Source organism: Stenotrophomonas maltophilia R551-3 (genome assembly GCF_000020665.1).
GTDB classification, from domain to species: Bacteria; Pseudomonadota; Gammaproteobacteria; order Xanthomonadales; family Xanthomonadaceae; genus Stenotrophomonas; species Stenotrophomonas maltophilia_L.
In genome coordinates this window covers 2,871,947-2,889,539 of record NC_011071.1, presented here as the reverse complement: position 1 = coordinate 2,889,539, position 17,593 = coordinate 2,871,947, and the positions used below count along the sequence as shown (strand labels likewise).

The window sequence follows — 17,593 nt, the reverse complement described above, 5'->3', positions numbered from 1 at the left end:
AGAACGGGCGCCCGCGAGGGTGCCCGTTTTGTTTTGGGCGAATGCCTGATCCGTGGCGCCGGGCGACGCCCGACCGGCGCCCCCGGCGGGGCAATGTTCCACGCCCATTCGTAGAACACGGCCACATCGGTATACTCAGGGCGTCACATCCGTTCCACGGCCAGCGATCCCAATCGGATCAATGACTTGGAGGGTAAACGCAGGCCGCTCGCCGGCCCCAGTCCGGAAACCCTATGCGTCTTTCCACGATCAAGCTGTCCGGCTTCAAGTCGTTCGTCGATCCGACCACCCTGCACCTGCCGACCAACATGACCGGCGTGGTGGGGCCCAATGGCTGCGGCAAGTCGAACATCATCGACGCTGTGCGCTGGGTCATGGGCGAGAGTTCGGCCAGCCGCCTGCGTGGCGACTCGCTGACCGACGTGATCTTTTCCGGTTCCAATGCCCGCAAGCCGGTCTCGCAGGCCACCGTCGAGCTGATCTTCGACAACTCCGACCACACCATCTCGGGCGAATACGCCTCGTTCAACGAAATCTCGGTCAAGCGTACGGTCAGCCGCGACGGCACCAGCAACTATTACCTCAACGGCACCAAGTGCCGCCGCCGCGACATCACCGATCTGTTCCTCGGCACCGGCCTGGGCCCGCGCAGCTACTCGATCATCGAGCAGGGCATGATCAGCCAGATCATCGAGGCGCGCCCGGAAGACCTGCGCGTGTACCTGGAAGAGGCCGCCGGCATCTCCAAGTACAAGGAGCGCCGCAGGGAGACCGAAACCCGCATCCGCCACACCCGCGAGAACCTGGACCGGTTGGGCGACCTGCGCGACGAGATCAGCAAGCAGCTGGAGCACCTCAAGCGCCAGGCCCGGCAGGCCGAGCAGTACCAGGCGCTGCAGGAAGAACGCCGGGTCAAGGACGCGGAGTGGAAGGCGTTGGAGTTCCGTGGCCTGGATGGACGCCTGTCCAAGCTGCGCGAAGGCCTGTCGCAGGAAGAGACCAGGCTGCAGCAGCTGATCGCCGACCAGCGCGACGCCGAGGCCCGCATCGAGACCTCGCGGGTGCGCCGTGAAGAGGCCGCCGATGCGCTCAACACCGCGCAGGCCGCGGTCTATCAGGTCGGCAGCACGCTGGCCCGTGTCGAACAGCAGATCCAGCATCAGCGCGAATTGTCGCAGCGCCTGCACAAGGCGCGTGATGAAACCCGCCAGGCGCTGTCCGAGCTCGGCCAGCACATCAGTGGCGATGAGGCCAAGCTGATGGTGCTGCGTGAGGCGGTGGACGCCGCGACTCCGCAGCTTGAAGCGCTGCAGGAAGAAAACGAGATCAAGCAGGAGAGCCTGCGCGAAGCGGAAGAGCGCTTGGCTCACTGGCAGCAGCGCTGGGAGCAGCATACCTCGCAGAGCTCCGAAGCCTCGCGTGCCGGCGATGTCGAGCGCACGCGCGTGGACTACCTGGACAAGCAGGTCCTCGATGCCGACCGCCGTCGCGAGGCACTGGTGGCCGAGCGCGCAGGGCTGGACGTGGATGCGCTGGAAGAAGCCTTCGAACAGCTGCACCTGCAGCACGACACGCAGAAGACCGCGCTGGATGAGTTGAGTGAAGACGTCGAACTGCGCAAGCAGGGCGTGGCGGCAGTGCAGGAACAGCAGCGCAACGGACAGAACGAGCTGGCCGAGCTGCACAAGCAGGTCAACGGCCTGCGTGGCCGGCTGGCCTCGCTGGAGGCCCTGCAGCAGGCCGCGCTTGGCCAGGAGCAGGGCGCCGCCGTGGCCTGGCTGAAGGCACGCGGGCTGGATTCGGCCGCGCGTGTCGGTGAGCGGCTGGATGTCGACGCCGGCTGGGAAAATGCGGTGGAAAGCGCGCTTGGCCAGTTGATCGAAGGCGTGCTGGTGGACGATCCGTCCAGCCTGGTCGATGCACTGGGTGAACTCGGCGATGGCCATATCGCGCTGGTTGCCAGCGGCGACGCAGATCTGAAGGTTGCCCCTACCTCGCTGGCCGCTCGTGTGCGTGGCCCGGCGGCGATCCGTCGCCTGCTGGCCCATCTGCACGCTGCAAGCGATCTGGCCGAAGCGAAAACGTTGCAGGCCCGCCTGCCAGAAGGCGATTCGATCATCACCCAGGGCGGCGAGCGCCTGGGTCAGGGCTGGCTGCGCGTCGCGCGCTCCGGTGCGGCCCAGCAGGGCGCGCTGCTGCGCGAACGCGAGATCAACGAGCTGCGTGAGCAGATCGAGGCGCTGCAGGACCGCGAGGCCGAGCTGGAAGAACAGCTGTCCGGCTTCCGCGAGCAGCTGCGGGCCGCCGAACAGCAGCGCGAAGATGCGCAACGGGCGCTGTACCAGGCGCACCGTGCGGTGTCCGAGCTGGCCGGCCAGCTGCAGGGCCAGCAGGGCAAGGTGGAAGCCGCGCGCACGCGCATCGATCGTATCGAGGGCGAGCTGAAGCAGCTGCTGGAAACGCTGGATGCCAACAACGAACAGGTGCGCGAGGCGCGTTCGCGGTTGGAAAACGCGGTCAGCAGCATGGGCAATCTGGAATCGACCCGGCAAGGGTTGGAAAGCGAACGACGCCAGCTGACCGACGCGCGCGACCTGGCCCGTGAAGCCGCACGCGCGGTGCGCGAGCGTTCGCATTCGCTGGCCCTGACCCTGGAATCGCAGCGTGCACAGCTCGCCTCGTTGAGCCAGGCACTGGAGCGCATGAGCACCCAGCGTGGCCAGCTGGATTCACGCCTGGGCGAACTGCACTCGCAGCTCGATGAGGGCGATTCGCCGGTCGAATCGCTGCAGGCCGAGCACCAGAACGCGCTGGAAGAGCGCGTGCGTGCCGACCGTGTGCTGACCGAGGCGCGTACGCTGCTGGACGGCATTGATGCCGAACTGCGCAATTACGAGCAGACCCGCCACCAACGCGACGAACAGGCGCTGGCCCAGCGCGAGCGTATTTCCCAGCGCAAGCTGGACCAGCAGGCGCTGGTGCTCAGTGCCGACACGCTGCAGGCTGCGGTGGAGAAGGCCGGTTTCGTGATGCAGGATGTGCTCAACGCGTTGCCCGAAGAAGCTCGCCTGGGCGACTGGGAACAGGCCGTGCACCAGATCGACGGCCGCATGCGCCGGCTGGAGCCGGTCAACCTGGCTGCCATCCACGAGTACGGCGAGGCCTCGCAGCGCTCGGAGTACCTGGACGCGCAGCATGTGGACCTGACCACTGCGCTGGAGACCCTGGAAGATGCCATCCGCAAGATTGACCGCGAGACCCGCGGCCGCTTCAAGGACACCTTCGACCGCGTCAATGCCGGCGTGCAGGCCCTGTACCCGCGCCTGTTCGGTGGCGGCCATGCCTACCTGGAACTGACCGGTGAAGACCTGCTCGACACTGGCGTGACCATCATGGCGCGCCCGCCGGGCAAGCGCGTGTCCAGCATCTCGCTGCTGTCCGGTGGCGAGAAGGCGATGACCGCCGTGGCACTGGTATTCGCCATCTTCCAGCTGAACCCCGCGCCGTTCTGCCTGCTGGACGAGGTGGACGCGCCGCTGGACGAGGCCAACGTCGGCCGCCTGGCCAACATGGTCAAGGAAATGAGCGAGAAGGTGCAGTTCCTGTTCGTCAGCCACAACAAGGCGACGATGGAGGCCGCGCACCAGCTGTCGGGCGTGACCATGCGCGAGCCGGGCGTCAGCCGCCTGGTCAGCGTGGACCTGGAAGAAGCCGCACGATTGGCGGGCGCGGCCTGACGTGCCATCCTAGTTACCTGAATGAACTAGCCGGAGAACCTATCGAATGTCCGACACGGCACTGTTGCGCATCGGCATCCTGGCCGCCGGCCTGCTGTTGATCGCCGCGATCTTCCTGTTTGGCCGTCCGAAAAAGAAGCCCCAGGGGCGCCGCGTGGAAGGCGCGGAACCGACCAGCGGTGAACGCCGCGAGCCGGTGCTGGGCGATGACGGCGTCCCCGTGGCTGATGGCCGCATTGAACCGGGCATGGGCGGGGAAGGCGAGCAGGCCGAACTCGGTCTTCCCGACACCGACCTGGGCGCAGCCAGCGATCTTGGCAAGCGCGCTACCCAGGATTTCGACAAGATCGTTTCGTTGCTGGTGGCGGCCCGAGCCGGCGAACAGCTGCGCGGCGAGGACATCGTGGTGGCCGCAGAGAAGACTGGCCTGGTCTTCGGCCATATGAACGTGTTCCACCGCCTGGTGGAGGGCTACCCCGAGCGCGGACCGATCTTCTCGATGGCCAGCGTCATCAATCCGGGCAGCTTCGACATGGCCAACATCCGCGCCATGGAGACTCCGGCCATCGCCTTCTTCCTGACCCTGCCGGCACCGCTGACCGCGCTGGATGCCTGGGAGAAGATGCTGCCGACCGTGCAGCGCATGGCCGAACTGCTCGACGGCGTGGTGCTGGATGACGGCCGCAATGCCCTGGGTCGTCAGCGCATCGCACACATCCGCGACGAGCTGCGTGCCTATGATCGCCAGCACCAGGCACCGCCGCTGACCAAGACCCCGCGCTGGTAAGCGCCATGGCGTGCCGACCAACGGTCGGCACCCACCCCGACCAACGGTCGGCACCCACAACAGTAGATCCACGCCATGCGTGGATGCGGTCTACGCCGGTACGCCGGCCACCTTCGCGAACGCCTTGCGGAACGCCGCCATCTCTTCTTCGGTGCCCACGGTCACCCGCACGCGCTGCGGCCAGATCGGCCAGCTGCGACCGATCACCACGCCGTTCTCCGCCATTGCCTTGGCGAACGCGCCGCCGTCACGCTGGACGTCGACCACGAAGCAGTTCGCCTCCGAAGGCACGCAGTTGAAGCCGCGCTTGCCGAGCCAGGCGACGGTGGCCTGACGTGCCTTGGCATTCTGCAGGCGCCGCTGTGGGATCAGATGCGGATCGCGCAGGCTGGCCAGTGCCGCTGCCAGTGCCGGTACCGGCAGCGGATTGTCGCCGAGGCTGGCCAGTTCACGCAGCCGGTCCGGATGTGCAGCGGCCACGCCCAGGCGCAGGCCGGCCATGCCGTACAGCTTGGAAAACGTGCGCAGCACGATCAGGTCATCGCGCTGGGCCACCTGCGCGATCAGGCTGGGCTGTTCGCTGTACTGCAGATAGGCCTCGTCGACCAGCACACGGGTGGCCGCAGGCTTGTGGGCCAGCAGCCAGGCGAGCTCGACCGGTGGGCTGATCGAGCCGGTGGGGTTGTTCGGATTGCATACGTACAGCAGCCCGGTCGGGCGTGCATGCGCGGCAGCCACCATCGCACGCAGGTCGTGTGCGCCGTCATCGCGCAGCGGCACCTTCTGCACGTGCGCGCCGTGCGCGGCGGCCACCTCACCCAGCGTTTCGAAGGTCGGGTCGGCAACTACCAGTCCCGCCTGCGGGCCGGTCCACAGCGTGGCGGCACGATTCAGCGGTTCGCTGGAACCGGGGTAAAGGCGCACATGATCGGCCGGGATGCCGGCCTGCCCGATGAAAGCGTCGCGCACCTGGCCCGCCAGCTCGAAGCGGTAGCGGCCGCAGCTGGCGATGCTGTCGCACGCCGCCTGCTGGGCGGCGGGCGAGGGGCCGTATGGGCATTCATTGAAGTTCAGCAGTACCGCGCCCTCGCTGGGCGGCGCCGTTGCGGCCGCAGCAGGCTGGGCCTGGGCAAGGCGGGGCAGGCTGCTGCCGGCCACGGCAAGGCCGGCACCGGCCAGTTGCAGGAAACGGCGACGGGAGGCAGGCAGGGTCACGGGTGCGATTCCGAAGGGTAGCTGCTGCACGCTAGCGCTGGTGGGGGCAGGCGGCAAGCCCGTTTTTTGTAGAGTCGAGCCGTGCTCGACTGCAGATGTGCCAACCAAGGTTGGCAGCTACCAGAGCGGGGGAGTGGTTGGCACCTACCAGAGCGGGGAATGGTTGGCACCTACCGGAGCGGGGGAGCGTCAGTCGAGCAAGCTCGACGCTACAAAGGCGGTGGTGTTACAGGGCCTGACGCCCGGGCGCGGTAGAATTCCCGGCCATCCCAGAACCACCGGATCCCGATGAGCCCCAGCCCCGCCGAACGCGCCGAAGACCTTCGCCGGCAGATCGCCCAGGCCAACCGCGCCTACCACGAGCTGGATGCACCGGAGATCCCCGACGTCGACTACGACCGGATGGTGCGCGAACTGGAAGCGCTGGAGCGCGAGCATCCGGAACTGGCCCGTGCCGACAGCCCGACCCAGCAGGTAGGAGCGCGTCCCTCGGGCCGTTTCGCCGAGGTGCGCCACGCGGTGCCGATGTTGTCGTTGTCCAATGCTTTCAGCGATGAGGAAGTGGCCGATTTCGTGCGTCGCATCGATGAGCGCCTGGGCCGCCGCAGCCTGCAGTTCTCGGCCGAGCCGAAGATGGACGGCCTGGCAATCAGCCTGCGCTACGAAGAGGGGCATTTCGTACTGGGCGCGACCCGCGGTGATGGCAGCACCGGCGAAGACGTGACGGCCAACCTGCGCGAGATCGGCGATATCCCCAAGCGCCTGAACGGCAAGGACTGGCCGGATGTGCTGGAAGTACGCGGCGAGGTCTACATGGCCCGCGCCGACTTCGAGGCCTACAACGAGCGTGCGCGCCTGCAGGGTGGCAAGGTGCTGGCCAATCCGCGCAATGCTGCGGCCGGCTCGCTGCGCCAGCTCGACCCGAAGATCAGCGCGCAGCGCAAGCTGAGTTTCTTTGCCTACGGCACCGGCGAGGTGCAGGGGGGCGAGCTTCCCGATACCCATTCGGGCACGCTGGCACAGCTCGGCAGCTGGGGCTTCCCGGTCAGTGCGCTGTGCAGGGTGGTGGATGGCACCGATGGCCTGCTTGGCTACTACCGTGACATCGGCGAGCGCCGTGACGGCCTGCCGTTCGATATCGACGGCGTGGTCTACAAGCTGGACGACCGCGCCGGGCAGCAGGCGATGGGCTTCGTGTCGCGCGCACCGCGCTGGGCCATCGCACACAAGTTCCCGGCGCAGGAACAGAGCACCACCGTGGAAGCGATCGAGATCCAGATCGGCCGCACCGGTGCCGCCACGCCGGTCGCGCGCCTGGCGCCGGTGGCCGTGGCCGGTGTGATCGTCTCCAATGCCACCCTGCACAATGCCGACCAGATCGCGCGCCTCGATGTGCGCGTCGGCGACAGCGTGATCGTGCGCCGTGCCGGTGACGTGATCCCGGAAGTGGTCAGCGTCATCCTCGACCGCCGTCCGCAGGGCACCACGCCTTGGCAGATGCCGACGCAGTGCCCGGTGTGTGGCTCGGAGATCGTGCGCGAGGAGGGAGCGGCGGCGTGGCGTTGTTCGGGCGAGCTGTCCTGCCCAGCGCAGCGCAAGGAGGCCATCGCGCACTTCGCCTCGCGCCGCGCGATGGACATCGACGGTCTCGGCGACAAGTACATCGAGACCCTGGTCGACGCCGGCATCGTCAAGGGCGTGGCCGATCTGTACCGGCTCAGCCGTGACCAGCTGCTGCACCTGAAACTGGTGCTGGATGCCGAAGATCCTTCGGCATTGGCTGCCGCACTGAAGCTGCATCTGCCTGCCGAAGGCAGCGGCGCGGTGCTCAATGCCGTGCTCAAGCTGGACGGCAACGATCCGGGCTGGCGCGCGCAGGCACTGGTGCAGCCGGCCAGCTTTGAATGGAACACGAAGAAGATCGCCACCAAGTGGGCTGACAACCTGATCGCGGCGATCGACGCCAGTCGTGCTGCCACGCTCGAACGCCTGCTGTTCGCACTGGGCATCGAACACGTCGGCGAAAGCACGGCCAAGGCGCTGGCGCAGTGGTTTGGCGATCTGGAGTTGATCCGCCATCTGCCGTGGCCGCTGTTCAAGCGCGTGCCGGACATCGGTGGCGAAGTAGCCCGCTCGCTCGGTCATTTCTTCGAACAGCAGGGCAACCAGCAGGCCATCGATGATCTGTTGCAGGTCGGCCAGGTGCGCATCAGCGATGCACATGCCCCCAGCGCCAAGCTGCGCGAGGGCCTGGACCTGGCGCAGTTGCTGGTGGAATCGGAGATTCCCGGCATCACCCGCCTGCGTGCGGAAAAACTGGTCGCTGCGTTGCCCAGCGCGCAGGCAGTGCTCGACGCCGAGCATGGCCAGTTCGTCAACGCCGGCTTGCCCGACGACACCGCACGCGGACTGGCCGAGTGGCTCGATGCCGAGGGCCATGGCGCGATGCTGCTGGCTGCTGAGAAAGCGATGCGGCAGATTCTGGCCAAGGCCCCCGCGCTTGCGGAGATCGTGGCTGGCCCGCTGGATGGGCAGACCGTGGTGCTGACCGGCACCCTGGCCCAGCTCACCCGCGATGCCGCCAAGGAGCGCCTGGAAGCGTTGGGTGCCAAGGTTTCCGGCAGCGTCTCGAAGAAGACCAGCTTCGTGGTGGCCGGTACCGAGGCCGGCTCCAAGCTGGACAAGGCGCAGTCGCTGGGCGTGCCGGTGTGGGACGAAGACCGCCTGCTGGCCTATCTCGCCGAACACGAATGAAGCCCCCGTCGGGCGCTTCTGCGCCCGGCATGAAATACAAAGGAACACCGATGCAGACCGCCCCGCTGGATTTCCGCCTGGCCACCCGTGCCGATGAGGAACTGTTGATCGCGTTGATGCGCGAGTTCTACGCCGAAGACAAGATCGACTTCGACGACGCCCGCGTGCGTCGCGGCGTGGATGCACTGCTGGCCGACCCGCGCAACGGTGAAGTACTGCTGTGGCTGGACGAAGCCGGCGAGGTGGTCGGCTATGCGGTGATCGCGATGGGTTTCAGCCTGGAGCAGGGCGGTCACTTCATGCTGCTGGACGAGCTGTACCTGAGCCATCGCGCGCGCGGTCGTGGTCGCGGCAAACAGGCCCTGGCGATCTGCGAACAGCGCGCACGCGGTCGTGGCGTCAGCCGCCTGCGCCTGGAAGTGAACCACCACAACGAACTGGCCCGACGCCTGTACCTGGCCAGCGGCTACATCGACGACACCCGTGACCTGCTGACCCTGCCGCTGGACCATCCGCGCCCGGAGGGCATCCTGTGAGCGAGGCCCTGCTGCGCGCGCTGCAGCAGCGCGCCGCGCTGAACGCGCTGCTGCGCCGCTTCTTCGCCGAGCGCGATGTGCTGGAAGTGGAAACCCCGATCCTGTCGGTGGCCGGCAACACCGAGCCGAACATCGACAGCTTCCACACCGATTTCACCGGGCATGTCGATGCCGGTGGCCGCCGCCGCTGGTTGCGCACCTCACCGGAGTATCCGCTCAAGCGCCTGCTCGCTGCGGGCGTCGGCGACTGCTATGAGCTGGGCCGTGTGTTCCGCAATGGCGAAGCGGGTGGTCGCCACAATCCGGAATTCACCATGCTGGAGTGGTACCGGGTCGGCTGGGATCACCATAGGCTGGTGCAGGAAACCGCCGAGTTGGTCGGGCTGGCGCTGGCGCTGGTCGGGCGCAGCGCCCGCTTGCGCGTGTTGAGTTATCGCGAGCTGTTCCAGCAGCATGTAGGCGTGGATCCGTTCGGTGCCGATGAAGCCGCGCTGCGTGCCGCACTGGGCGACGTGCATATCGATCCGGTCGGGTTGACCCGCGACGACTGGCTGGACCTGCTGATGACCCACCACATCCAACCGCACTTCGATGACGCGGTCATGACCGTGGTCCACGACTGGCCGGCCAGCCAGGCCGCGTTGGCGCGCATCCGCCCCGGCACGCCGCCGTTGGCCGAGCGTTTCGAGCTGTACCTGGGGGCGGTGGAGCTGGCCAACGGCTATCACGAACTGAACGACGCGCAGGAGCAGCGTGTGCGCTTCCAGCGTGATCTGCAGCGTCGGCACGAGCGTGGGCAGGTGCAGCCGGCGCTGGATGAGGCGCTGCTGGCAGCGCTGCCGTCGATGCCGGCCTGTGCCGGCGTGGCAGTGGGCATCGATCGCCTGCTGATGGCGATGAACCGCACACCGCGCATCGCCGATGTGCTTGCCTACGATTTTGCCCGCGCCTGAGTTTTTCGGGTCTTTCTGAAATCTTCAGGCTGAACGGAATCGACGGATTTCGCGCTTGATTCAGCAAGCAGGATGATGCTCTCATCATCCCACGTGCCTCACACTGGCATGGCAGTTCATCCAGTCTCGTGGGGAAGCCTTTGGTCAAGTGGTTCGCGGTCGTCGCTGCACCGGTGTACTCCCTCGCGATATGGGGGGTGTTCGCACCGTCGTCGGCGTTGGCCCAGCAGGCCGGCTATGACGGCGAAGTGGTGACCTGCGAATCGCGTGACATGGCCTGGGTGCACTGCGATATCGATGTCAGCAACGGCATCGACCTGGTCCGCCAGCTGTCCAGCAACAGCTGCATCCGCGGCAGTGAGTGGGGGACCGACCGCAGTGGTGTGTGGGTCACCCTTGGTTGCCGTGCCGAATTCCGCGCACGCCGTGCGCAGGGGGCGGCAGCACCGGCCAGCACCCAGGGCAAGCGCCTCGTGCGCCGGGTTGTGCGCTGTGAGTCCAACGGTCGCCCGCAGAGCTGCCCGGTGCGGCTCGATGGCGCCCCGGTACGCCTGCTGCGCCAGCTGTCGGTGCTTCCGTGCCGGGAAGGGCAGGGTTGGGGCTACAAGCGCAATGAAGTCTGGACCACGCGTGGCTGCCAGGGCGATTTCGAAGTGGCCGACGACGAGGGTCGTTTCGTCGACGTGCCGCGGCGTCTGACCTGCGAATCGAAGTCGAAGAAGCGCCGCTTCTGCGGTGCCAGCATCTCCGTTGGAGCGGTCGTTACCCAGCAGCTGTCCAGCACGCCGTGCGAAGAGGGCAGCACCTGGGGCTGGAGCCGCAACGGGATCTGGGTAGACGGCGGCTGCCGTGCCGAATTCTCGGTGAATTGAGTCCGGGCAGGCTCCAACCACGCGGGGCCTGGCCCTACAATGGGCTCATGAACACTGCCTCCGACATCGACTACGCCCGTTACGACCACATCCGCCCGATCCTGTGGACCGGCGAAGCCCTGCAACTGCTCGACCAGCGCAAGCTGCCGTTCGTGGTTGAACACGTGGTCTGCCATGACAGCGACGAGGTTGCTGCATCGATCCATGCGCTGACCGTGCGCGGCGCGCCGGCGATCGGCATTGCCGCTGCCTGGGGTGTGGTGCTGGCTGCGCGGGACGTGCAGGCTGCCGATGGCGCGCATGCCCTGCAGCAGCTGGAACCTGCGCTGCAGCGGCTCAATGCTTCGCGCCCGACGGCGGTGAACCTGGCCTGGGCGTTGGCGCGCATGCGTCGTTGCCTGAGTGCCGCCGGTGCCGATTGGAAGGCGCTGCTGGAGGCGGAGGCGCAGGCCATCGCCGAGGAAGACCTGGCCGCCAACCGCCACATGGGCGCGCTCGGTGCGGGCCTGATCGAAGCGGGCAGTGGCGTGCTGACCCATTGCAACACCGGCTCGCTGGCTACCGCTGGCTTCGGTACCGCCCTGGGCGTGATCCGCGCCGGCATGGCCCAGCATCGCATCGCCCGCGTGTTCGCTGGCGAGACCCGGCCGTGGCTGCAGGGCGCGCGCCTGACCGTGTGGGAGCTGCAACAGGATGGCATCGACGCCACGCTGATCGCCGACTCGGCGGCTTCGCACCTGATGAAGACCGGCGCGGTGCAATGGGTGATCGTCGGCGCCGACCGCATCTGCGCCAATGGCGATACCGCCAACAAGATCGGCACCTACCAGCTGGCCATCGCCGCCCGCCACCATGGGGTGAAGTTCATGGTCGTGGCCCCGTCCTCCACGGTGGACATGGAGACCGTGGATGGCAGCCAGATCGAGATCGAGCAGCGTGACCCGGGCGAGCTGTACGGCGTGGGCGGCACCCGCACCGTGGCCGAGGGCATCGCCGCCTGGAACCCGGTATTCGACGTGACCCCGGGTGAGCTGATCGACGCCATCGTGACCGAGCGTGGCGTGATCCTGAACCCGACCGCCGGGAACATGCGCGCCGCCTTCGGCGGTTGAGGCACAGGGGAGGGGGCAGCGTGAGCTCCGCCCCCGGTAGTGCCGGCCGCTGGCCGGCAGCCCCCCTAAGTTCCTGATTTGTGCCGGTAAAATCCCCGTAAATGGAGGCAGGGAACGGCCTGTTGTGGTAGTATCCACAGGTTGAATCGAGGTTCCGGCACGACCCCCTCCCGCAGAGGGCTGCGCCGGACTGGACCGCTACCAGACAACGGAACCCGAATGGCAGAAACCGCCAAGGAAATCATCCAGGTCAACCTGGAAGACGAGATGCGCAAGAGCTACCTCGATTACGCCATGAGCGTGATCGTGGGCCGCGCGCTGCCAGATGCGCGCGATGGCCTCAAGCCGGTGCATCGTCGTGTGCTGTTCGCGATGAACGAGTTGAACGCGCACAGCAACAAGCCCTACTTCAAGTCGGCGCGTATCGTCGGTGACGTCATCGGTAAGTACCACCCGCATGGCGATCAGTCGGTGTACGACACGCTGGTGCGCCTGGCGCAGCCGTTCTCGCTGCGTTACATGCTGGTCGATGGCCAGGGTAACTTCGGTTCGGTCGACGGCGATTCCGCTGCGGCGATGCGATACACCGAGGCGCGCATGTCGCGCCTTGCGCATGAGCTGATGGCGGACATCGACAAGGAAACCGTCGATTTCCAGCCCAACTACGACGAGAAGGAACTGGAGCCGACGGTCATGCCGACCCGGTTCCCGAACCTGCTGGTCAACGGTTCGGCCGGCATCGCGGTGGGCATGGCCACCAACATCCCGCCGCACAACCTGACCGAGTCGATCAACGCCTGCATCGCGCTGATCGACAACCCGGAAATCGATGTCGACGGCCTGATGGAGTACATCCCGGGCCCGGACTTCCCGACTGCCGGCATCATCAATGGCACCGCCGGCATCATCGCCGGCTACCGCACCGGCCGTGGCCGCGTGCGCATCCGTGCCAAAGCGGACATCGAAGTGGCCGACAACGGCCGCGAATCGATCATCGTCACTGAAATTCCTTACCAGGTGAACAAGGCGCGTCTGATCGAAAAGATCGCCGAGCTGGTCAAGGAAAAGAAGATCGAAGGCATCAGCGAGCTGCGCGATGAGTCCGACAAGGACGGCATGCGCATCTACATCGAGATCAAGCGCGGTGAATCTGCCGAGGTTGTGCTGAACAACCTGTACCAGCAGACCCAGATGGAATCGGTGTTCGGCATCAACATGGTGGCGTTGGTCGATGGCCGCCCGCAGTTGATGAACCTCAAGCAGATGCTGGAGGCGTTCGTCCGCCACCGTCGCGAAGTGGTCACCCGCCGCACCGTGTTCGAGCTGCGCAAGGCGCGCGCCCGTGCCCACGTGCTGGAAGGCCTGACCGTCGCGCTGGCCAACATCGACGAGATGATCGAACTGATCAAGACCTCGCCGAACCCCGCCGAAGCCCGTGAGCGCATGCTCGCGCGCCTGTGGGAGCCGGGCCTGGTCGGTTCGATGCTGGGCGCTGCCGGTGCCGAAGCCTCGCGTCCGGATGACCTGCCCAAGGGTGTGGGCCTGATCGAAGGCGGCTACCAGCTGACCGAGATCCAGGCCACCCAGATCCTGGAAATGCGCCTGCACCGCCTGACCGGGCTGGAGCAGGACCGCCTGACCGAGGAATACAAGCAGCTGCTGGAAGTGATCGCCGGGCTGATCCACATCCTGGAAGATCCCGATCGCCTGCTGCAGGTGATCCGCGAAGAGCTGATCAGCGTCAAGGCCGAGTTCGGCGACGAGCGTCGTACCGAAATCCGCCACAGCGAAGAAGACCTGGACATCCTCGACCTGATCGCGCCGGAAGACGTGGTGGTCACCGTCTCCCACGCCGGCTACGTCAAGCGCCAGCCGGTGAGCGTGTACCGCGCGCAGCGCCGGGGTGGCCGTGGCCGCAGTGCAGCGTCCACCAAGGAAGAGGATTTCATCGAACAGCTGTGGCTGGTCAACACGCACGACACGCTGCTGACCTTCACCAGTTCGGGCAAGGTGTTCTGGTTGCCGGTCTACCAGCTGCCCGAAGCCGGTTCGAATGCCCGCGGCCGTCCGATCATCAACTGGATTCCGCTGGAGCCGGGCGAACGCGTGCAGGCCGTACTGCCGGTGCGTGAGTACGCTGATGGCCAGTTCGTGTTCTTCGCCACGAAGAACGGTACGGTCAAGAAGACCCCGCTGGGCGAGTTCGCCTTCCGTCTGGCGCGCGGCAAGATCGCGATCAACCTCGACGAGGGCGATGCCCTGGTCGGCGTCGGCCTGACCGACGGCGAGCGCGACATCCTGCTGTTCGCCTCCAACGGCAAGACCGTGCGCTTCGGTGAGGACAAGGTCCGTTCGATGGGCCGTACCGCTACCGGCGTGCGCGGCATCAAGATGCCGGCCGGCGAGGAAGTGGTCAGCCTGATCGTGGCCGAAAGTGCCGGTGGCAGCGAGGACGAGAACGAGGACGACAACGGTGTCGAGGAAACCGCGGCCAATGGCGATGCGGTGATCGACGGCGCCGATGACGCCAGCGTGCAGTACATCCTTACCGCCACCGAAAACGGCTATGGCAAGCGGACCCCGCTGCCGGACTACCCGCGCAAGGGCCGCGGCACGCAGGGCGTGATCGGCATCCAGACCACCGAGCGCAACGGCAAGCTGGTCGCCGCGGTGCTGATGGGCTCGGGCGACGAGGTCCTGCTGATCTCCGATGGTGGCACCCTGGTGCGTACGCGTGGCTCGGAAATCAGCCGCGTCGGCCGCAACACCCAGGGCGTGACCCTGATCCGCCTGTCCAAGGACGAGAAGCTGCAGGCGGTGGAGCGCATGGATGCCTCGATCGACGAGGACGAGGACGAGGTGGCTGTCGCCGCCCCGGCCGCGACCGACGGCGCCCCGGCTGCTGCCAGCAGCGAGGACGCCGCACAGGAGTGATCCTGCCGCGCGCTTGAGGTACCCGACGACGCCGGCCCTGTGCCGGCGTCGTCGTATCCGATGCCTGCACATACGCGCGCGCTTCACATCGGCGGTGGGATAACGGCGCATGCTGCCCCCGGAGATCGACGATGTCCGCCACGCCGCAGTCTGCTTCCGCGCCTCCGCCCCGCCATCCTCTGGTCACCGTGCTGTCGCTGCTGCTGGTCGTGCTCGGCCTGGTCATCGGCGGGCTCGGTGCGTGGCTGCTCAGCCTCGGTGGCTCGGCGTACTACGCCATCGCCGGCCTGGGGCTGCTGGTCAGTGGCATCCTGCTGTTCGGCAACCGCCGCAGTGGCGCACTGCTGTACGCACTGGTGTTCGTGGGCACGTTGCTGTGGACCTGGTGGGAATCGGGCAGCGACTACTGGCGCTGGGTGCCACGGCTGGGCCTGGTGACCGCGCTGGGCATCGTGCTGGCGCTGCTGGCGCCGACGCTGCGCGAGCCGGTTTCAAAACGTCTGTCGCGCAGTGTCGCCGGTGTGCTGATGCTGGTGTTCGTGGCTGCGTTTGGCCTGGCTTTCGCCCCGCATGGTGAAGTGGACGGGCACCTGCCGTTCCCGGAAGGCGCAGTCAGCGCCGGGCTGGAACCTACGCGCGACACCACCGGTCTGCAGCCGGCTGACCAGCCCGCCGAGGGCGACTGGCCCGCGTGGGGCCGCAGCAATGCGGGCACCCGCTATTCGCCCCTGCAGCAGATCACCCCGGCCAATGTGGCCACGCTGCAGCCGGCCTGGCAGTTCCGCACCGGTGACCTGCCGAAGAAGCGCTGGGGCGCGGAAACCACGCCGCTGAAGGTCGGCGACCGCCTGTACCTGTGCACCGCGCGCAACCGTCTGATCGCGCTTGATGCTGCCAGTGGCAAGGAACTGTGGCGGTTCGATCCGAAGGTGAAGGACGCCTCGATCCCGTACACCGCCGCCTGCCGTGGCGTGAGCTACTACGAGCAGCCGAGCGCGCCTACGATGGCCGATGCGGCGCTGGCCGATGTCGCGGCCGATCTGGCGCTGCCCGAACCACCGCCCAGCGTCACCCGCAGCGCTACGCCGGGCAGTCATCCCGCGTGCTGGGCCCGCATCATCGAAGGCACCCTGGACGGCCGCATCATCGCGGTGGACGCAGACAGCGGCCGTCCGTGCGCCAACTTCGGCAACAACGGCCAGGTCGACATCACCCTTGGCATGGGCGAAGTGCCCCCTGGCTACGTGTCGATCAACTCGCCACCGGCAATCGTGCGAGGCGTGATCGTGACCGGTCACCAGGTGTTGGATGGGCAGCGCCGCGACGCGCCCTCGGGCGTGATCCAGGCCTACGACGCGATCACCGGCAAACTGCGCTGGGCGTGGGACATGGACCAGCCCGAGCGCAACGGCCTGCCGCCGCGCGAGCAGACTTACACGCGTGGCACGCCGAACATGTGGACCACCGCGACCGGCGATGAGGCGCTGGGCCTGGTCTACCTGCCACTGGGCAACTCGGCGGGCGACTACTGGAGTGGCTCACGCAGCGAAAACCAGAACCGCTATTCGACCTCGCTGGTGGCGATCGACGTGGCCACCGGCAAGCCGGCCTGGCATTTCCAGGCGGTGCGCAAGGACGTGTGGGATTACGACCTGGGTTCGCAGGCCAGCCTGATCGATTACCCGACCGCTGCCGGCAAAGTGCCGGCGATCCTGTTGCCGACCAAGCAGGGCGACATCTACATCCTCGACCGCCGCAACGGCCAGCTTCTGACCGCGGCCGAAGAGCGCAAGGTGCCCATCGGTGGTGTTGAGCCCGAGCAGCGCTCGCCCACGCAACTGTTCTCGCTGTATCACACGTTGCGCCGCGAGCATGAGCTGACCGAGCGCGACATGTGGGGCATCACCCCGATCGACCAGCTGGTCTGCCGCATCCAGTTCCGCAAGGCCTACTACGAAGGTTTCTACACGCCGCCGAGCAGTGACCGCCATTCCATCGAGTACCCCGGCTACAACGGCGGCTCGGACTGGGGCAGCGTGTCCATCGATACGCGTCGTGGCGTGATCGTGGCCAACTACAACGACATGCCCAACTACAACCGGCTGGTGCCGCGTGCCGAGGCCGATCGCCTGGGTTGGCTGCCGCGCGAAAAGATCCGGTTCGACAAGGGCGGCGCTGAGGGCGCGGGCGACCCACAGGTGGGCACGCCCTATGCCATCCAGGTCAATGCCGGTTGGCGCCTGCCGTTCACCGGTCTGCTGTGCAAGCAGCCGCCCTATGGTGGCATCCGTGCCATCGACCTGCGCACCGGCAAACTGCTGTGGGACCGCCCGTTCGGCAGTGCACGTGGCAATGGACCCTTCGGCATCCGCTCCGGCCTGCCGATCGAGATCGGCACGCCGAACAATGGCGGCTCGGTGGTGACCGCCAGCGGCTTGATCTTCATCGCCGCCGCCACCGATGATCTGCTGCGTGCCATCGACCTGAAGACCGGCAAGGAACTGTGGCACGCCAAGCTGCCTGCCGGTGGCCAGGCGAACCCGATGGTGTACGAGCAGGGCGGGCGCCAGTACGTGGTGATCATGGCCGGCGGCCACCATTTCATGGAAACCCCGAACGGCGATTACGTGATGGCGTTTGCGTTGCCGAGGTAACCGCAAGGGGGGCGGTGGGCCGCCCCCGTTGCATGACGC

Annotated in this window: 10 protein-coding genes; 9 read left to right on the top strand and 1 reads right to left on the bottom strand. The window is 66.9% G+C overall.

Features of this window, described 5'->3' with window-relative positions:
• The first annotated feature begins 233 nt into the window (after positions 1–233).
• Together smc and zipA are read left to right on the top strand one after the other, a co-directional pair.
• The gene (smc, locus tag SMAL_RS13155; protein WP_012511553.1) at positions 234–3,737 is read left to right on the top strand and encodes a chromosome segregation protein SMC; all 3,504 of its coding nucleotides are present in this window, start codon (positions 234–236) and stop codon (positions 3,735–3,737) included.
• Positions 3,738–3,783: 46 nt separating this feature from the next.
• On the top strand, positions 3,784–4,524 hold the full coding sequence (gene zipA / locus SMAL_RS13150; RefSeq protein ID WP_012511552.1) for a cell division protein ZipA: 741 nt from the start codon (positions 3,784–3,786) through the stop codon (positions 4,522–4,524).
• Between the two features lie 90 nt (positions 4,525–4,614).
• On the opposite strand, the gene SMAL_RS13145 is transcribed toward zipA, so the two are convergent.
• A complete protein-coding gene (locus SMAL_RS13145) occupies positions 4,615–5,739 on the bottom strand; it encodes a pyridoxal phosphate-dependent aminotransferase (RefSeq protein WP_012511551.1) in 1,125 nt (374 codons plus the stop codon).
• A 288-nt stretch (positions 5,740–6,027) separates the two neighbouring features.
• On the opposite strand from SMAL_RS13145, the gene ligA reads away from it, so the two are divergent.
• The 7 genes from ligA to SMAL_RS13110 all read left to right on the top strand — a co-directional run bounded on the left by ligA (position 6,028) and on the right by SMAL_RS13110 (position 17,554).
• The gene (gene ligA / locus SMAL_RS13140) at positions 6,028–8,493 is read left to right on the top strand and encodes an NAD-dependent DNA ligase LigA (RefSeq protein WP_012511550.1); all 2,466 of its coding nucleotides are present in this window, start codon (positions 6,028–6,030) and stop codon (positions 8,491–8,493) included.
• A 50-nt stretch (positions 8,494–8,543) separates the two neighbouring features.
• Positions 8,544–9,029: a GNAT family N-acetyltransferase gene (locus SMAL_RS13135; RefSeq protein ID WP_006376440.1), complete on the top strand. Its 486-nt coding sequence runs from the start codon at positions 8,544–8,546 to the stop codon at positions 9,027–9,029.
• The gene (gene epmA / locus SMAL_RS13130; RefSeq protein ID WP_012511549.1) at positions 9,026–9,982 is read left to right on the top strand and encodes an EF-P lysine aminoacylase EpmA; all 957 of its coding nucleotides are present in this window, start codon (positions 9,026–9,028) and stop codon (positions 9,980–9,982) included. Before SMAL_RS13135 ends, epmA begins: the two co-directional genes overlap by 4 nt.
• Before the next feature lie 140 nt (positions 9,983–10,122).
• Positions 10,123–10,854, top strand: a complete 732-nt coding sequence (locus SMAL_RS13125) for a DUF3011 domain-containing protein (protein WP_012511548.1) — start codon at positions 10,123–10,125, stop codon at positions 10,852–10,854.
• Between the two features lie 47 nt (positions 10,855–10,901).
• A complete protein-coding gene (gene mtnA / locus SMAL_RS13120) occupies positions 10,902–11,966 on the top strand; it encodes an S-methyl-5-thioribose-1-phosphate isomerase (protein ID WP_012511547.1) in 1,065 nt (354 codons plus the stop codon).
• A 219-nt stretch (positions 11,967–12,185) separates the two neighbouring features.
• Complete coding sequence (gene gyrA, locus SMAL_RS13115) at positions 12,186–14,900, top strand: DNA gyrase subunit A (RefSeq protein ID WP_012511546.1); 2,715 nt, start codon at positions 12,186–12,188, stop codon at positions 14,898–14,900.
• Positions 14,901–15,031: 131 nt separating this feature from the next.
• Positions 15,032–17,554, top strand: coding sequence for a membrane-bound PQQ-dependent dehydrogenase, glucose/quinate/shikimate family (locus SMAL_RS13110; RefSeq protein ID WP_012511545.1), 2,523 nt, complete (start codon positions 15,032–15,034; stop codon positions 17,552–17,554).
• Positions 17,555–17,593: the final 39 nt, after the last annotated feature.

Excerpts from the sequence above, each read along its gene's own strand:
- SMAL_RS13135 (WP_006376440.1), top strand. The coding sequence starts at position 8,544 with ATGCAGACCGCCCCGCTGGATTTCCGCCTGGCCACCCGTGCCGATGAG.
- smc (WP_012511553.1), top strand. The coding sequence starts at position 234 with ATGCGTCTTTCCACGATCAAGCTGTCCGGCTTCAAGTCGTTCGTCGAT.
- gyrA (WP_012511546.1), top strand. The coding sequence starts at position 12,186 with ATGGCAGAAACCGCCAAGGAAATCATCCAGGTCAACCTGGAAGACGAG.
- SMAL_RS13110 (WP_012511545.1), top strand. The coding sequence starts at position 15,032 with ATGTCCGCCACGCCGCAGTCTGCTTCCGCGCCTCCGCCCCGCCATCCT.
- ligA (WP_012511550.1), top strand. The coding sequence starts at position 6,028 with ATGAGCCCCAGCCCCGCCGAACGCGCCGAAGACCTTCGCCGGCAGATC.
- zipA (WP_012511552.1), top strand. The coding sequence starts at position 3,784 with ATGTCCGACACGGCACTGTTGCGCATCGGCATCCTGGCCGCCGGCCTG.
- mtnA (WP_012511547.1), top strand. The coding sequence starts at position 10,902 with ATGAACACTGCCTCCGACATCGACTACGCCCGTTACGACCACATCCGC.